Origin of the sequence: Sphaerisporangium aureirubrum (genome assembly GCF_042658925.1) — a bacterium.
In the GTDB taxonomy this organism is placed as follows: Bacteria; Actinomycetota; Actinomycetes; order Streptosporangiales; family Streptosporangiaceae; genus Sphaerisporangium; species Sphaerisporangium aureirubrum.
On the sequence record NZ_JBHSRF010000024.1, the window covers coordinates 98,559 to 114,358 of the forward strand.

General features: G+C 73.3%; 15 protein-coding genes. 1 reads left to right on the top strand and 14 read right to left on the bottom strand.

Going from position 1 to position 15,800, the window contains the following annotated elements; genetic code table 11:
• Positions 1-2: 2 nt before the first annotated feature.
• The 14 genes from ACFP1K_RS18245 to ACFP1K_RS18310 form a co-directional block, all read right to left on the bottom strand.
• Complete coding sequence (locus tag ACFP1K_RS18245; RefSeq protein ID WP_380754522.1) at positions 3-1,133, bottom strand: radical SAM protein; 1,131 nt, start codon at positions 1,131-1,133, stop codon at positions 3-5.
• Positions 1,130-2,341: a glycosyltransferase gene (locus tag ACFP1K_RS18250; RefSeq protein ID WP_380754524.1), complete on the bottom strand. Its 1,212-nt coding sequence runs from the start codon at positions 2,339-2,341 to the stop codon at positions 1,130-1,132. Before ACFP1K_RS18250 ends, ACFP1K_RS18245 begins: the two co-directional genes overlap by 4 nt.
• Before the next feature lie 160 nt (positions 2,342-2,501).
• The gene (locus ACFP1K_RS18255; protein ID WP_380754526.1) at positions 2,502-3,752 is read right to left on the bottom strand and encodes a sulfate adenylyltransferase subunit 1; all 1,251 of its coding nucleotides are present in this window, start codon (positions 3,750-3,752) and stop codon (positions 2,502-2,504) included.
• 19 nt (positions 3,753-3,771) lie between these two features.
• Positions 3,772-4,689 carry a sulfate adenylyltransferase subunit CysD gene (gene cysD / locus ACFP1K_RS18260; RefSeq protein ID WP_380754529.1) on the bottom strand — a complete coding sequence of 306 codons (918 nt, stop codon included), beginning with the start codon at positions 4,687-4,689 and terminating at the stop codon, positions 3,772-3,774.
• A complete protein-coding gene (locus tag ACFP1K_RS18265; RefSeq protein WP_380754531.1) occupies positions 4,686-5,468 on the bottom strand; it encodes an SDR family oxidoreductase in 783 nt (260 codons plus the stop codon). The genes cysD and ACFP1K_RS18265 overlap by 4 nt, the downstream gene beginning before the upstream one ends.
• Positions 5,453-6,442 carry a sulfotransferase gene (locus ACFP1K_RS18270; protein ID WP_380754533.1) on the bottom strand — a complete coding sequence of 330 codons (990 nt, stop codon included), beginning with the start codon at positions 6,440-6,442 and terminating at the stop codon, positions 5,453-5,455. The genes ACFP1K_RS18265 and ACFP1K_RS18270 overlap by 16 nt, the downstream gene beginning before the upstream one ends.
• A gap of 34 nt (positions 6,443-6,476) precedes the next feature.
• Complete coding sequence (locus tag ACFP1K_RS18275) at positions 6,477-7,358, bottom strand: family 3 encapsulin nanocompartment shell protein (RefSeq protein WP_380754535.1); 882 nt, start codon at positions 7,356-7,358, stop codon at positions 6,477-6,479.
• The gene (locus ACFP1K_RS18280; protein ID WP_380754537.1) at positions 7,355-8,284 is read right to left on the bottom strand and encodes a transketolase; all 930 of its coding nucleotides are present in this window, start codon (positions 8,282-8,284) and stop codon (positions 7,355-7,357) included. Before ACFP1K_RS18280 ends, ACFP1K_RS18275 begins: the two co-directional genes overlap by 4 nt.
• Positions 8,284-9,057, bottom strand: a complete 774-nt coding sequence (locus tag ACFP1K_RS18285) for a 1-deoxy-D-xylulose-5-phosphate synthase N-terminal domain-containing protein (RefSeq protein ID WP_380754539.1) — start codon at positions 9,055-9,057, stop codon at positions 8,284-8,286. The genes ACFP1K_RS18280 and ACFP1K_RS18285 overlap by 1 nt, the downstream gene beginning before the upstream one ends.
• A complete protein-coding gene (locus ACFP1K_RS18290) occupies positions 9,054-11,000 on the bottom strand; it encodes a M20/M25/M40 family metallo-hydrolase (RefSeq protein WP_380754541.1) in 1,947 nt (648 codons plus the stop codon). The genes ACFP1K_RS18285 and ACFP1K_RS18290 overlap by 4 nt, the downstream gene beginning before the upstream one ends.
• Positions 10,991-12,025, bottom strand: coding sequence for an N-acetyl-gamma-glutamyl-phosphate reductase (gene argC, locus ACFP1K_RS18295; protein WP_380754543.1), 1,035 nt, complete (start codon positions 12,023-12,025; stop codon positions 10,991-10,993). The genes ACFP1K_RS18290 and argC overlap by 10 nt, the downstream gene beginning before the upstream one ends.
• The gene (locus ACFP1K_RS18300) at positions 12,022-12,921 is read right to left on the bottom strand and encodes a RimK family alpha-L-glutamate ligase (RefSeq protein ID WP_380754545.1); all 900 of its coding nucleotides are present in this window, start codon (positions 12,919-12,921) and stop codon (positions 12,022-12,024) included. The genes argC and ACFP1K_RS18300 overlap by 4 nt, the downstream gene beginning before the upstream one ends.
• Positions 12,914-13,096, bottom strand: coding sequence for a lysine biosynthesis protein LysW (locus ACFP1K_RS18305; protein WP_380754547.1), 183 nt, complete (start codon positions 13,094-13,096; stop codon positions 12,914-12,916). Before ACFP1K_RS18305 ends, ACFP1K_RS18300 begins: the two co-directional genes overlap by 8 nt.
• A 77-nt stretch (positions 13,097-13,173) precedes the next feature.
• Complete coding sequence (locus tag ACFP1K_RS18310; RefSeq protein WP_380754549.1) at positions 13,174-13,917, bottom strand: 2OG-Fe dioxygenase family protein; 744 nt, start codon at positions 13,915-13,917, stop codon at positions 13,174-13,176.
• Between the two features lie 334 nt (positions 13,918-14,251).
• On the opposite strand from ACFP1K_RS18310, the gene ACFP1K_RS18315 reads away from it, so the two are divergent.
• Positions 14,252-15,800 (top strand): AAA family ATPase (locus ACFP1K_RS18315; RefSeq protein ID WP_380754555.1); only part of this gene is annotated, 1,549 nt, incomplete at its 3' end.

The following is a 15,800-nucleotide window of genomic DNA, read 5'->3' on the forward strand; positions in this document are numbered from 1 at the left end:
CTCTAGATGAACGGGTCGAAGTCGTCGACGAGCCGCACCGGTCCGGGGCGGCCGGGCAGCGCGGCGATCTCCACGTTGGCCTGGTGCCTGGCGCAGTGGAACCGGCAGTCGCGGCCGGGGTTCACCACGGTGGTGTCGGCCCGCGCCCACAGCTCCGCGAACGACGTGTCGTCGTCCAGGTCGCCGAGCTTGGCGGCCTGGTTGCCCCGGTGGTAGGGGCACACGAAGACGCCGTTGGGGGTCACGGTGGTGCGCAGCTCGGCGATGTGGCAGGTCGAGTAGTCCTTCGGCTGCACCGGGTCCAGGCCGCGCCGCACCGTCTCCCAGTTGGAGGAGCCGAGCAGGTGGAAGGTGTCGTCCTCCAGTTCCCGCAGCCGGGCGAGCTGCCCCTCCACCAGCGCGATGTCGCCGGGGGACTGGCCGACGGTGAAGTGGTCGTCGTCGAGCATCGCCTTCAGCTCGAAGTAGTCGCAGCCGATGTCCTTGGCGAGGGCCCCGGCGGCGTACACCTCGTGGTAGTTGGTGTCGGTGACCCGCCCCTCGGCGTCGAAGCGCTGCATCAGCAGGAACGAGTAGCCGAGGGCGCCGCGCTTGCGCCCGGCGAACTCCCGCATGTTGTGCACGATCAGCGGGAACACGCTGCTCTTGCGGCGGCTCGGGCGGAACTTGTCGTAGGTCGCGAGGGTGCCGGCGTCCATCGACACCCGCACCCAGGAGGCCATCTCGGTCAGCCGGTCCATGTGGTGGCCCATGAGCGTGCCGTTGGTGACCAGGCCGATCTGGATGCCGGCCTCGTACAGCACCTCGATAATGGCGCCGATGGCGCGGTGCATCAGCGGCTCGCCGCCGCCGATGAGGATCACGGCCTTGACGCTGGACTCGGCCAGCTCGTGGGCGAGCCGCACGATGCGGTCCTTGGAGAACTGGCCCTTGTGCAGCACGCCGGAGCTGATGCACTCGGGGCAGGCCAGGTCGCACAGCGTGGTCGGGTCCAGGTCCACCACCAGCGGGGACGGCAGGCGCAGGCCGTGCGCGACGTCGGCCACGCCGGGGAAGATCGAGCGCTGGTACAGCTTGCCCGCCAGGTCCAGGTTGCGGTCGATCCTGTCGGTGCCGATGCGGGTGATGGTCATGACGCACCCGCCGCCGCGGACGCGAAGCGGTCCAGCCGGCCGATGACCTCGCCCGCGCGCCAGCTCAGCGGCGGGATGTGCGCGTTGACCAGCTCGCCGTCGGTGCGCAGCGCCGAGGCCGGAGGGTGGCGCAGGTGGATCAGGGTGTCGTCGTAGCTGTCGTAGGCGTTGGCGAAGTCGAAGCGGTAGTTGAAGTCGATGTCCTCGCCGCCCCAGCCCTCGTAGCGCTCGTCCATGCCGCCGATGCGGTGGAACGCGCTGGTGCGCACCCACAGGCACGCGCCGGGGCCGCGGCGCAGCGTGAAGCCGCGCAGGTGGTCGAGGTCCGGCTCGCCGGCGCCGTCGCGCAGCCGCTCGCGGATGGCCCGGGAGGTGGACACGGTGTCCAGGCACAGCATGTTGCGGTAGGTGAGGTGGCCCATGACACCGGGCCGCCCGAAACGGCGGGCGTTGCGCTCGACGAACCAGCGGTCGGCCAGCACGTCGGCGTCCAGGATGCAGATCACCTCGGGCCGTCCGGGGCTGTTCACCACGCCGGCGTTCACCGCCCACGACTTGTTGAACGAGCCGGCCTTGGGGGCGAACATGTAGTGGTCGGCGTAGGGCTCGATCACCTCGCGCCACCGTGGCTCGGCGTCGGACTCCACGACCGTCACCCGGTAGCAGGCACGCGGATAGGACTGGTCGCGCAGCGACAGCAGGCACGAGATCAGGTTGCGCAGCCGGACGCCGCCGGTGTCGCGGTCGCGGAACGGCACCACGATCAGCACCTCGGGGTCGGCGCCGGGCGGCAGGCCCTCACCGGGCGGCAGGGCGCGCAGCTCCTCCAGGGTGACCGTCGCGAGCTCGGGCTCGCGGACGTAGCGGGCGCCGACGTGGTGGCCGAGCCGGTTGTTGCACTCGGCCTCCCACGCCAGGTCGAACAGCGCCTCCAGGCCGGGTCCCTGCGCGGCGGGCGTGCACAGCGCGGCGCGCAGCGCCTCGTACTTGCCGGGGCAGGCGGGGTCGGCGATCAGGCTCTCGCCGAGGGCCCGGACGCGCGGATCCTCCGCCCGCCCGATCGCCTCCACCACCGCGGCGGTCCAGGGGCGGGCGCACTCCCAGTAGTAGAGCCCCGAGTGCGGGGCGTCGTGGTCGGCGGCCACCACCAGGGAGTCCGCGACCGCGGTCGCGAGGACTTGGGGGTCCGCGGGCTTCAGCGTGGGCATCGTGGTCTCCTTCCAGGCGCCGGGCACGGGTCGGCCCGGCGGAACGTGAGAACGGGGGAAACGTGTGACGCCGGGGAACGCCGTGGTCACGACGCTATTCGGGCGCCCCCGGCCCGGTCAGCGGCCCGCGCTACTCCATCGGGGCGCGGGCCTACTCAATTCAGTCGATCCCGGCGAAGCCGGTGATCATGCCCGCGGCCACCGTGCTGTTGGTGGCGTCGTCGATGAGGATGACGCCGCCGGTCAGGCGGTTGCGGGTGTAGGGGTCGCAGAACAGAGGGGTGGTGACCCGCAGGCCGACGCGGCCGATCTCGTTGCGGTGCAGCCGGGTGGCGTCCGGGTCGCGGTGCAGGGTGTCGATGTCCAGGCGGTACCGCAGGTCGCCGACCAGCGCCCGCGCGGTGCGGGTGGTGTGCTTGACGGTCAGCGTGGTGCGCGGCGACATCGGCCGGTCGCCCATCCAGCACACCATCAGGTCCAGGTCCTGGGTGACCGCGGGCACGTTGCGCGGGCGGCACAGCATGTCGCCGCGCGAGATGTCCAGGTCGTCGGCCAGCCGGATGGAGACCGACATGGGGGCGAACGCCTCGTCCACCGGCCCGCCGGGCGCCTCGACCGCGGTGACGCGGGTGGTGAGGCCCGACGGCAGGTGCGTCACCTCGTCGCCGGGCCGCACCGTGCCGCCCGCGATCTGGCCGGCGTAGCCGCGGCCCTCGCCCGACCTGATCACGTACTGCACGGGGAACCGCAGGTCGACCAGGTTGCGGTCGGAGGCGATGTGCGCGGTCTCCAGCAGGTGGAGCAGCGACCCGCCCTCGTGCCAGCCCATCTCGGCGGAACGCGTCACCACGTTGTCGCCGTTGAGCGCGGAGACCGGCACGAACGTCAGGTCCTTGACGGTCAGCTTGGCGGCGAACGCGGTGAACTCCTGCTTGATGCGCTCGAACACCTCCCTGCTGTAGCCGACCAGGTCCATCTTGTTGACGCACACCACGATGTGCGGCACCCCGAGCAGGCTGAGCAGCAGGGCGTGCCTGCGGCTCTGCTCCAGCACGCCCTTGGTCGCGTCGACCAGCACGATGGCCAGGTCGGCGGTGGACGCGCCTGTCACCATGTTGCGGGTGTACTGCAGGTGGCCCGGGGTGTCGGCGATGATGAACTTGCGCTGGGGCGTCGCGAAGTAGCGGTAGGCGACGTCGATGGTGATGCCCTGCTCGCGTTCGGCGCGCAGGCCGTCGGTGAGCAGCGCCAGGTCCACCCGGTCGCCGCCGCGCGCCACGCTCGCGCGCTCCACGGCGTCCAGCTGGTCTTCGAAGATCGATTTGGAGTCGTACAGCAGGCGGCCGACGAGCGTGCTCTTGCCGTCGTCGACCGAACCCGCCGTCGCGAACCGGAGAATGTCCATGGTCATAGCCAGCTCGATTCGATGGTCAGAAGTAGCCTTCGCGCTTGCGGTCCTCCATGGCCGCCTCGCTGGCGCGGTCGTCGGCCCGGGTGGCGCCGCGCTCGGTGGTCCGCGCCGCCGCCACCTCCCGGACGATCGCCTCCACGTCCGCGGCCACCGAGTCGACCGCGCCGGTGCAGGTCATGTCGCCCACCGTGCGGAACCGCACCGTGGTCTCGAAGACCGGCTCGTCGTCCGTCCTGGCGACGAAGGGGTTCTCGGCGATCAGCATTCCGTCGCGCTCGAACACCCGCCGGGTGTGCGCGAAGTAGATCGACGGGATCTCCAGGCCCTCCCGGGCGATGTACTGCCAGATGTCCAGCTCGGTCCAGTTGGACAGCGGGAAGGCGCGGATGTGCTCGCCGGTCCTGATGCGGGTGTTGAACAGGTTCCACAGCTCGGGCCGCTGGTTCTTGGGGTCCCACTGGCCGAACTCGTCGCGGAACGACAGGATCCGCTCCTTGGCGCGGGCCTTGTCCTCGTCCCTGCGGGCGCCGCCGAACACCGCGTCGAAGCGGTGCTCGGCGATGGTGTCCAGCAGGGCCGTGGTCTGCAGCCGGTTGCGGCTCGGCCACCGGCCGGCCGGTTCGGCCACCCGGCCGGAGTCGATCGCGGCCTGCACCGAGCCGACGACCAGGCGCATGCCCAGCTCGGCCACCCGCCGGTCGCGGAAGTCCAGCACCTCGGGGAAGTTGTGCCCGGTGTCGACGTGCACCGCCGGGAACGGGATGGGCGCCGGCGCGAACGCCTTCTCGGCCAGGCGCAGCAGCACGATGGAGTCCTTGCCGCCGGAGAACAGCAGCCCGGGACGCTCGAACTCGGCAGCGACCTCGCGGAACACATGGACGGCCTCGGCCTCCAGCGCGTCGAGCTGCGCCAGCCGGTAGTCGGTCGTGACGGTCATCCGAACCCCCTGGTGTTGCCGCCGTCCACCACCATGACGGTGCCGGTGACGAACGCCGCCTGCTCACTGGCCAGGAACGCGGCGATCGCCCCGAAGTCCCCGGGGTCGCCGACGGTGCCGAGCGGGATCTCCGCGGTGACCTCCTTGAGGCCCGCCTCGACGTCCCCGGCGCCGCGGGCCTCAAGGAAGCCCTCGAACGCGGGGGTGCGGTGGCAGCCGGGCGCCAGCACGTTGACGGTGACGCCGGCCGGGCCGAGCGTGTGCACCAGGCCCTTGGCGAAGCCGAGCAGCCCGAGCCGGGCCGTGGCCGACAGCGCGGTGCCCGGCAGCGGCTGGCGCACCGCCTCGGAGGTGACCATCATGATCCGGCCCCAGCCGCCCTCCACCAGGTAGGGCAGCGCGGCCAGCGCGATGGTGATGTGCGGCAGCATCGAGCCCTCCACGGCGGCGCGGTAGTCGCCGGGGGTGAAGGCGTCGGCGCGGCCGTGCGGCACGCCGCCGGCGTTGGTGACGACCACGTGCAGGGCGCCGAGCCCGGCCGCGGTGGCGCGCACCCACGCGGCGGTGGCCGCCTCGTCGCGCACGTCCAGCACGGTGCTCATCACCCGGCCCGGCCCGGCGGCGTCCACGGCCGCGTGCGCGCGGGCCAGCCGTTCCGGGTCGCGGGCGGCGATGGAGACGTGGGCGCCCTCGGCGGCCAGCGCGCGGGCCGCGCCGAGCCCGAGCCCGCTGCTGGCCGCGGACACCAGGGCCACGCGTCCGGTCAGTCCGAGGTCCATGTCAGGCTCTCCCTCCCGGTCCGGGCGCGGGCGGGCGCCGGGGCCAGCGGATAGCGGTATCGGGCCAGCAGCGGCAGCGCCACCGCGGTCGCGGTGGCCGCGTGCCTGGCCGGCAGGTCGGTGCGCCACCGCTCCTCGGACCTGATCCGCGTGGCGCCGCGGGTCAGCCGGTCGGGGTTGCCGGTGACGGTGTGGTTGACGCCGAGCGTGACGGTGCCGGTGGCGTCCACCGGCGGGGCGTCGTCCAGCCCGGCGAACGCGAGGACCTCCTCCAGCACCCCGGCGGGGTCGGCGGAGAAGTCCTCGTGCCGGACGCGCAGATACCGGCCGGGCGCCGCGGCGCCCACCATCTCGGAGGCCAGGTTGAATCCGAGCCAGTACCCGGTGCTGCGCGCGGGGCTCATGATCTCGATGTACTGCTTGACGCTCAGGTGGGACAGCGCCACGGCGCGCGGGTCGCGCACCATGTGCAGCACCCGCACGTCCAGGTCGGGCCGCCCGATCAGGGCCGCCGCCTCGGCGGGGTACTTGGAGCCGTCCACCACGAGCCGCTCGCCGCCGGCGGCGGCGAGGGCCCGGTAGAGGTCCGCCGTGCGGTCCAGGACCTCGGCGGCGGCGGGCGGCGCGGGCCGTCCGGCGCGGCTCTCGGCGAGCCGCGCCCGGGTGTGCCGGGTGCGCAGGTGGGCGTGCTGCGCCGCCACCATGCGCTCGGCCACCGACACCGCGTCGCCCGCGTCGCCCATGGCGCCGGCCGTCCTCGGGCCGGTCGCCGAGGACCACACGGGGCAGTCGCGCACCTGCTCGCCGCAGCCGCACACCGAGTTGGTGCCCGACCGCAGCAAGCCGTTGCGCCACAGATAGTGCAGCTCACCGGCGTGCACCACGCCAGGCAGCTCGTTCAGCACGTTGCCGAGCAAGGTGGTCCCGCTGCGCAGCCAGCCGGTGATGTAGAGAACCTTCGTTCGTTCGGTCATGAGTGGTGCACCTCCCGGTGAGGGTCGGGGCGTATCAGGAGCGGGACAGCAGCAGGAAGTGCTGCGGCAGGTGCACGGCCAGGCCCATCCGCGAATGCGCCCGCACCATGTCCTCACCGTTCGGCCCCGACTTGCGAAGCAGCGTGATGGTGGACACGTTGGGATCGAGCAGGGTCACCGCGGCCCGGAAGTCGCCGAGCAGCGCCTGGCCGCGCGGCATCATCCGGGTGCGGGCCACCTTGACGCCCACCGAGTTGAGCTTTCCGAGGGTGCCGTCGCGCAGCAGCTGCCAGTACAGCGCGGGGTGGGCGACGATGCCGTCGCAGGAGCCCCCGGTGTCCTCCACCCGGGCCGCGGCGGTGGTCAGCGCCTCGCCGACGTCCTCGATGAAGGGGCCGGTGCGCAGGCCGGGCAGCGACAGCAGCCCGGAGATCCTGCCGTCGGCGGTGCCGTGCAGCAGCGACTCGTTCTCCACGACCCCCATGCGGACCAGCACACGGAAGTCGATGAACGCCGCCAGCAGCGCGGGCTCGTCGAGCAGGCCCTCGGGCACCGCCACGTCGACGTACAGGTCGGTCAGCTCGGCGGACCGGACGCTGGACCCGAACACCGCCTCCGGGGTGCTGCCGTAGGTGTTGCCCGGCGTCTCGCGGCCCTGCGTGATGGCCTCGTGCACGTAGGCGGTGGGCCGGTCCGACACGCTGGCCACCTTCAGCAGGTGGCGCACCGTGTAGCGGGGCCGGGTGGTGAACAGCGGGAACGCCGACGGGAGGTACCCGTGGATCGGGACGCTCACGTCGTCGTCGCCGCGGTCGCGGGAGACGGCCCAGGCGAACTCCTCACCTGGAGTGCGCCGGGTCAGGGCGGGGTCGGACAGGGTTTGGCGTGTGACCTCGTGGACGGTGCCTGCGGTCATGTGATTCCCCCTTGCGAGGTTCTCGGCGCGGGGACCGCCGCCGCCAGGACGGCGGGGACGGTGAGCCCGAGCGCGGTCAGGATGTCGTCGTGGCCGCCGCCCTCCGACGGCCACGAGGGTCCGGCGTTCACCGCGCGGACCTCGTGCTGCGGCAGGAGCAGCGCCAGGGCCGCGGCGACGCCGCCGGCCTCCCGGTGCTCCTCCACCACCACCAGCCGCCTGGCGCCGGCGGCCAGCTCACCGGCCGCCAGCGCCAGGCTCTCGTCGTCCACCCAGCACAGGTGGGCGTGCGCCAGCCGGGGGTCCTGCTCGGCGGCCCGCCCGCACAGCTGCGCGGGCTTCTCGCCGACCGACACCAGGCAGGTCGTGGTGCCGTCGCCGGCCGGGGTCACCCAGCCCACCTCGCCGTGTCCGGCGGGCGCGAACGGCGCGTCGTAGGTCTCGTTGCGTGCCAGCCGCACGTAACACGGCCGGTCGGCGGCGGCCGCCGCCCTGATCACCTCCCTTGTCTCGGCCTCGCCGCACGGGACGGCGATCCGCAGGCCGGGAAGGCTGCGGGCCACCGCCAGGTCCTCGAGGCTGTGATGGGTGGGCCCGAACCAGCCGCCGGAGACCCCGCCGTACGGGCAGACCAGTACGACGGGCGCGCCGAGGTAGCCGAGCCCGAGCTTGACGCTCTCCGCCGCCCGCCACGTGCCGAACGCGGCGAACGTGCTGAGGAACGGGCGCAGCCCCGCCGAGGCGAGGCCCACCGCGATGTCGACGGCCGCGCCCTCGGCGATGCCGAGGTTGAGGAAACGGCCGGGATGCTTTTCGGCGAAGGGGTGCTTGGGGCCGCCCAGGTCGGCCTCCAGGCAGATGATCCGCTCGTCCCCGGCGGCCAGGGCGGTCAGTTCGTCCTTGTAGGCGTCGCGTCCGGACAACATCAGACCATCGCCGCCTTCCACTGCCGGGCGCGGGCGGGGGTGATCTTCACGTAGTGGGACGAGGCCCGTCCCTCGGCGGCGGGCACGCCCTTGGCCTTGACGGTGGCGGCGAGCACCACGCGGGGCCGCTCACCGGGGACGAGGGCGTCCATCAGCTTCTCGATGTCGTGCCCGTCGGTCTCGACCACCTCGAAGCCGAACGCCGCGAACCGGGCCGGCAGGTCGGTGAGCGGGGAGATGTCGGACACGTACCCGTCGTTCTGGCCGCCGTTGACGTCGACCACGAGGGTCAGCCCGCTGATGCGCTTGGCCTGGACGACCTGAAGGGTCTCCCAGATCAGGCCCTCCTGCAGCTCGCCGTCGCCGACGACGGCGATGGCGCCGCCCGGCTCGCCGAGCAGCCGCCGCGACAGCGCCCAGCCGGCCGCGTACGCCGCGCCGTGGCCGAGGCTGCCGGTGGGGAACCGCACGCCCGGCACCTTCGGGCCCGGGTGCCCGGTGTAGGGCTCCCCGGCCAGGCCGTAGCGCGGCGCCGGGTCCTCCTCGATCACGCCGATCTGGTGCAGCACGGCGTACAGCGCGGCGGCGGCGTGCCCCTTGCTGAGCACCACCTCGGTGCCGGGCCTGGCGGCCGCGACCGCGTAGGCGGCCACCAGGATGTCCAGTACCGACATGCTGCCGCCGAGATGGCACCCCACCTCGCCGGCCGCCATGTCGACCACCGAGCGCCGGGCGCGCAGCGCGCGCTCGTTCGCCAGGTCGATGTCGTTCACGTCCGCTCGCCTCCAGTCGTCGCGCCGACCGGCACGGCGGGGGCGCCGCCGGCCAGCCAGCGGCGTACCGCGTCGTCGAGCACGGTCCTGGCCAGCCGGTACTCCCCGGCGTCCAGGCGCTCGTGCGGGGTGTGGTCGAGCGAGGAGTCGCCCGGCCCGTAGGCCACCATCGGCACGCCGTGCCAGGTGGTGGCGAGGGTGTTCATGTCGCTGCTGCCCTTCTTGGCCAGCAGCCGCGGGGGCCCGCCCGTCGCGGCGCGCAGCGCCCGGGTGAACGCCCTGACCAGCGGGCTGGTGCGCGGCGTGGCCACCGCGGGGGTGCGCAGCAGCGTCTCGGCGCGCACCCGCGCGGGCAGCGCCCGGCGGATCGCGTCGGTGACCGCGGCCGGTGTGATCGACGGCGGCACCCGCACGTCGACGACGGCCTCGGCCGACTGCACGCCGTCCCGGCTGCCCGCGCGGACGCTGAGCACCGCGAACAGCGTGTCCGCGCCGAGCGCCGCGACCGCGGCCTCGGCCGCGGTCACCGCGTCGGTCATCCGGCCCGCCGCGGTGCGGGAGTCCTTGGCCGCGGTGTGCGCCGACGGCTGCGACACGCTCAGCAGGGTCTTGCACACGCCGTGGTAGCCGACGGTCAGCGCGGACGCGCCGCTCGGCTCGCCGGTGATGACCGCGTCCGCGGTGTAGTGGTCGCGGGCGTGATGGGCGCCCGCCGCGGAGCGTTCCTCCTCGACGGTGCCGATCACCTGGACCGAGGCGTCCTCCGGCACGTCCAGCCCGGCCAGCGTCTCCAGGAACGCCGCCAGGCTGCCCTTGGCGTCGACGCAGCCGCGGCCGGTGATGGTCCCGCCGTCCCAGCGCACCGGCCAGCGGTGCGGGACGGTGTCCATGTGGCCGATCATCAGCAGGCGCCGCGGGCCGTCGCCCTTGGTGGCGACCAGGTTGCCCGCCGGGTCGATCCGGGCGGCGACGCCCCGGTCGGCGCACCACCGCACCAGGAACTCGGCCAGGTCCCGCTCGTCGCCCGACACCGATCCCAGCTCCACCATGCGGGCCAGCAGCCCGAGGTCGGGCGCGGGCGCGGGGGCCCGCCAGAAGCGGGTGCCGTCCCGGGTGTCCAGCGTGTGCGGGCCGGTGATCACGACGTCGGGCGTGCCGGCCAGCGCCAGCTCGGCCGCGCGGACCTTCTGCTTCATCCGCCCGCCCGCGTAGGACATCCCTTCGCCCACGGTGGCGTGCGGCAGCGTGCTCGCCGGGTCGGCGGGGTCGGTGAGCAGCCCCGCCGTGCCGGTGACCAGGCGCAGGTGGTCGGCGTCGAGGGCCAGCGCCACCTCGGCGGCCAGCACGTCGGCGTCCACGTTGAGCGGCGACCCGCCGTCGCTCGCGGCGACCGGCGGGGACACGCACACGACGTCGAACACCTCCAGCAGCTCGGCCAGCCGCGCGGCGTCGACGTCCCGCACGGTGCCCGCGCGGTGGTCGCGCACGAACCGCTGGCGGTCGCCCTCGAAGGCCCGCAGCGGCCCGCCCGGCGTGGCGGTGACCAGCCCGCCGCCCAGGCCGGTGGCGGCGGCCCCGGTGGTGGTGTGGACCGACAGGCCGCGGCGGGTCAGCTCGTCCCGGATCCGGGGCAGGGTGATCTGCTCGTAGGCCTCGACGATGTAGGGGATCTCGTCCGGCGGGCAGTAGCGCACCTCGTCGCCGCCGCGCAGCGTCAGGGTGCGGATCGGGCGGCCGATCAGCGCGTAGTGCAGCGTGATGTCGGCCGCGCCGCCCGTCACCACCAGCACGCGTGCGCCGCGGGACCGCAGCTCGGCGAGCTCGTCGTACACCCGCGCGTGGCGCAGCGTCGCGCTGCCGAGCTTGACCACGTGCAGGGCGCGGTGCGGGTTGACCGCCTTCAGCGCGTCCGGGACGTAGCCCGGGGTCCCGGTCACGGCCATGCCCCCACCTCCGCCAGGCCGAGGCCCTCGTCGAAGCCGAAGATGAGGTTCATGGCCTGCACGGCCTGCCCCGCGCCGCCCTTGAGCAGGTTGTCCAGGGCGGCCACCGCCACGCAGCGCCCGCCCTCGGCCGACGCGCCGACCTCGGCGGTGTTGGAGCCGTTGACCGTCTTGAGCATGGGCAGCGCCATCGGCGAGCGCCCCCCGGCGACCCGGACGAAGCGCGCGTCCGCGTACGCCTTGGCGTACGCCCTGCGCACCTCGGGCGCCCCAGCGTCCGGCCGCAGCCAGGTGTAGGCGGCGGCGTACACCCCCCGCACGACGGGGAGGCTGAACGCGGAGAACTGCAGGTCGGGAGTGGTGCCGGTGAACTCGCCGATGGCCTGGCGGATCTCCGGGGCGTGCCGGTGGCCGTGCAGCTTGTGCGCGCGCACGTTGCCGTCGCGCAGCGCCGGGTGCTCGGCCCCGCCGTGGCCGCCGCCGCTGGAGCCGGTCTTGGCGTCGACCACCACGCGCGGCTCCACCAGCCCGGCGGCGAACAGCGGGTACAGGGCGTAGATCGCGGCCGAGGCCATGCAGCCGGGCAGGTTGACCACCGGCTCGGCGGGCCTCGGGCAGAACTCCGGCACGTAGTACGGGATCGGCTGGCGCCACCCGGCGGCCGACTCAGGGTAGTGCTCGGCGACCTCCGCCGCGTCGTGCAGCCGGTAGTCGCCGCCGAGGTTCAGCACCAGGTCGGCCTCGGCGCTGACGTCGTCCAGGACCTTGGGCAGCACCCCGCCCGGCAGGCAGCTGAACGCCACGTCGACCTTGGTCAGCTCGTCCAGGGAGCGCATCCTTCGCCCGGCGACCGGGGAGTTGCGCAGCCCCGACACGACCTGCCCGAGGGGGCGGCCGGCGTACTGCTGGGAGGACAGGAACACCGGCTCGGCCTTGGGGTGGGCGGCCAGCAGGCGGATCAGCTCGGCGCCGATGAAGCCGCTGGCGCCGAGGACGGCGACCTTGACCTTGTCGTTCTCACTCATGCCGCCCTCCCCTCGGGCGCCAGACGGAGATCCCGGCCGTCCAGGACCGACCGCACGTACGCGGCCAGGTGACCGGGCACGTCCACGCCGTGCACCGCGACCGAGCGGGTGAACTCGGGGTTGGTGTTGACCTCCAGGACGAACATCTCGCCGGTGCCGGCGTGCTCGCACAGGTCGATCCCGTAGAACCCGGGGCCGAAGGCCTCGACCACGCGCTCGCACAGGTCCACCGAACGCGAGGTCAGCGGGGTCGGCTCCACCTTGCCGCCGAGCCGGGTGTTGGTGCGCAGGTCGTCGCTCACCTGCCGGTAGGACACCAGCGGCCGGTCGCCGACCACGACGACCCGCAGGTTGTGGCCGGGCTTCGGCACGTACTGCTGCACGATGACCGGGTAGCTGCGCTCGCCCGGGTCGAGGGACTCGCGTCCCCCCACCCAGGCGGCGAACTCGGCGTCGTCGCGGATGTGCACGATGCCGCGGCCCCAGGAGCCGCTGACCGGCTTGATGACGGCGTCGCCGCCGAGCGCGTCGATCTGCTCGCGCACCTGCTCGGCGGAGAAGGCGATCCTGGTGTCGGGGTGGGCGATGCCGTGCCGGGCGAACCGCAGCGCCTGCAGGTCCTTCGACAGGCACAGCCGCACCGCGTGCGGGTTGTTCAGTGCCGGCACGCCGGCCTGCTCGAACCGGTCGCTCATCGCCGCCAGTTCCCGGTGGGACACGTTGCGCAGCAGCACCAGGCGCGGGGCGAGCGAGGGGTCGTTCAGGAAGGACGCCGTGTGCCGGGGGGTCACCGACCGCGCGGTGACACCCACCGCGCGGAGCGCCGAGAGGACCAGTCGCTCCTCGGGGCGCATGATGGTGACGGAGACCAGCACGTCGGCGGGGTTCTCACTCACCCCAGTCCTCCTCGATCTCCGGAGCCAGGTCCAGCCGGACCGGGGCCACGTCGAGCACCTCGTGCTCCTGGCCGCAGCCGCGGCAGGCCAGGATGTCGCCGAGCTCGATCTCGTCGGGCACGGCGATGTCGGTCTCGCACTGCAGGCAGGCGGGGGCCAATGTGGTGTTTGCCATGGGGAACAACTCCTCGGCGTGCTGGCGGATACGCGAATTCAGTGATGGGCCGGTTCTCTCGTTCCCGGCCGGTGTGGTCAGGCGCTGCGGGGAAGCGCGAAGGCGTGCGATTCGGCGCGCTCGAAATCGATGATCATCATGTCCCGGACGGCGTAGGTGGAGTCCGTCGGAGTGATGGGGGTGACCTCGTGCTCCATCGTCCGGTCGTCGAGCACGAGCGTCTCCATGGGGCGCTCGAGCGTGTGCTCCAGCGCGGGCCGTCCGCCGCCCTTGCGGTACACGCGGCTGTGGCCGCCGGCGCAGCGGTCCCGGCCGACCAGATGCATGATCACGTAGTCGTGGCCGTCGTTGTGGCGGCCCTCGGGCGCCGGCGCCGAGCTGTCGGAGCCGGTGGCCGTGATGCGGATCATGTGCACGGTGATCAGCCAGGCGCCGTCCTCGCCCTCGATTCGCCTGATCAGGCCGAGATCGTGTTCCAGGGCGGCGCGGAAGCAGGGGTTGTCGTAGACCTCGTCGGCGATCGGGGCGAACGTGCGCCGCTGCCCCCCGTACACCGAGTTGACCTCGCTGCTCTGGTAGAAGACGCCGTGCGCCATGCGCTCCATGCCCAGGCCCGACCCGGCCGGCGCCAGGAGCTGCCCGAGCCTGCGGTTGCGCGTCGTGCCGTGCTCACGGACGACGTAGCGGTCCGGCGGCAGGTCCTCCCAGAAACGCGCGAAGTCGCTCCAATCGGCGTCGGCCGGGGCCGGCAGGCGTCCGTGGCTCCAGCCTTTCTCCACGACTTCCGCGGGCCAGGGGGCGGTTTTCTTCGTTATACGCATCGAGCCGCTTTCTCGTGAAGGTGGATGTTTTTCCTGTGACGTGACTCCGATCCGATCGGAGGGCGAAAGCCCTGTCGGAATAAAAGATATGCACTGATTTATGGGGATGTAATACCCGGCATTGCTCTGTTGGCCTGCGTGTACTACTCAAGGACGGCGGATCGCGTACTCACCGGCGGCCCTGACGTGCACGGGGACGGTCATTCGCCGTGATGGCTTACCGGTGCCCATGTGAATAATTCATAATGCCCTGATGATCGGCGCACTGGTCTTATCGCGCGTGCGTGAAGAGAATTAATTCGCACACGCATATCGAGGACATCGGAGTGCTCAGATGACGCTCGAGGCTTCCATGGCGCCGCCCCGCGACGGCCGGCAGGCCGCCGGACGGCGTCCCACGCTCACGCCCTCCCCAGCCCAGCCGGCGGCCGGGCGATCCTCGATGTTCGTGCCGCGCTCGTGGGTGGCGCTCACCGAGCTAGGACGCGTGTTCGTCGGCCGCCGGGCCGAACTCGGCCGGATCGCGGCGGCCGTCGCCCACCCGGACCTCACCGGGGCCGCGCTCGTCGGCGACGGCGGGGCCGGCAAGAGCCGGCTGCTCACCGAGGTGATCCGCGCCGCGCCCAAGAGCACGTTCGTCATCCGCGCCTGCGCCATCCGCGCCACCGCAGGAGTGCCGTTCGGGGCGTTCGCGCAGTACCTCCCCGCGCCGCTCATGGACACCGCGTTCAACGGCAACGTCCTGCGCATGGCGGCCGACGCGCTGATCGCCCAGGCGGGCGGGCGCGACCTGCTGATCGTCATCGACGACGCCCACCTGCTGGACGAGGCGTCGGTCGCGCTCACCTTCCAGATGGCGCGCCACCGCGAGGCGTTCGTGCTCGCCGCCTCCCGCGCGGGGGAGAACATCGCCGAGCCCGTCGCCGGGCTGTGGACCGGCGGCCTGGCCGAGTGGATCGAGGTGCGCCCCTTCACCCGCGACGAGGTGGCGTGCCTGCTGGAGGGCACCCTCGGCGGGCCCGTCGAAGGGGCGCTGGTTCAGCGGGCCTACGAGACCACCGGGGGCAACGCGTTCCTGCTGCGCGAGCTGATCACCGCGATGCTGGAGACCGGCGCGCTGGCCCCCGGCGAGGGCGTCTGGCGCTGCCCCGGACGGCTGCCCGTCACCACCCGGCTCGCCGGGCTGGTCGGCAAGCGCCTGGAGGGCCTGCCGCCCGACTGCCACCGCGTGCTGGAACTCCTCGCCTTCGGCGAGCCCATCAGCCCCGAGATCCTGGCGAGCCTGGTGTCCCACGGCGCCGTGGAGACCGTGGAGTCCCGCGGCGTCATCAAGATCGACCGTCCCGGCCAGGCCCGCCTCGCCTACCCCTTCTACGGCGAGGTCCTGCGCGCCCGCGCGCCCCGGCTGCGCGCCCACCGCTGCCGCGCCGAACTGGCCGACGCCGTCGAGGCCGCCGGTCCCGGCCGCCACGACCACCGCCGCGTCGTCGCCTGGCGCCTGGAGAACGGCGTCCACCCCCCGCCCCAGGGCCTCACCGCCGCCGCCAGGGACGCCTGGTCCAACCGCGACCTCCCCCTGACCCGCCGCCTGGCCGGCCACGCCCTCTCCACCGGCCGCTCCCTGGAGATCGCCGAACCCTTGGCCTACACCCTCTTCTTCACCGGCCACCCCCACGAAGCCGAATCCGAACTCTCCCGCCTCACCCCCCTCCACCCCCCACCCAGCCCGCCGGACGACCCCGCCCCCGAACGCTCCCGCCCCACCGCATCCACCCCCCTCCGGCCCTCGTCCAGCCCCCCGGGGGACCCCGAATCCGAACGGCCCCGCCCCACCACCCCCGCCCACGTCCGGCGCTCGTCCAGCCCGCCGGGGGACCCCGGAC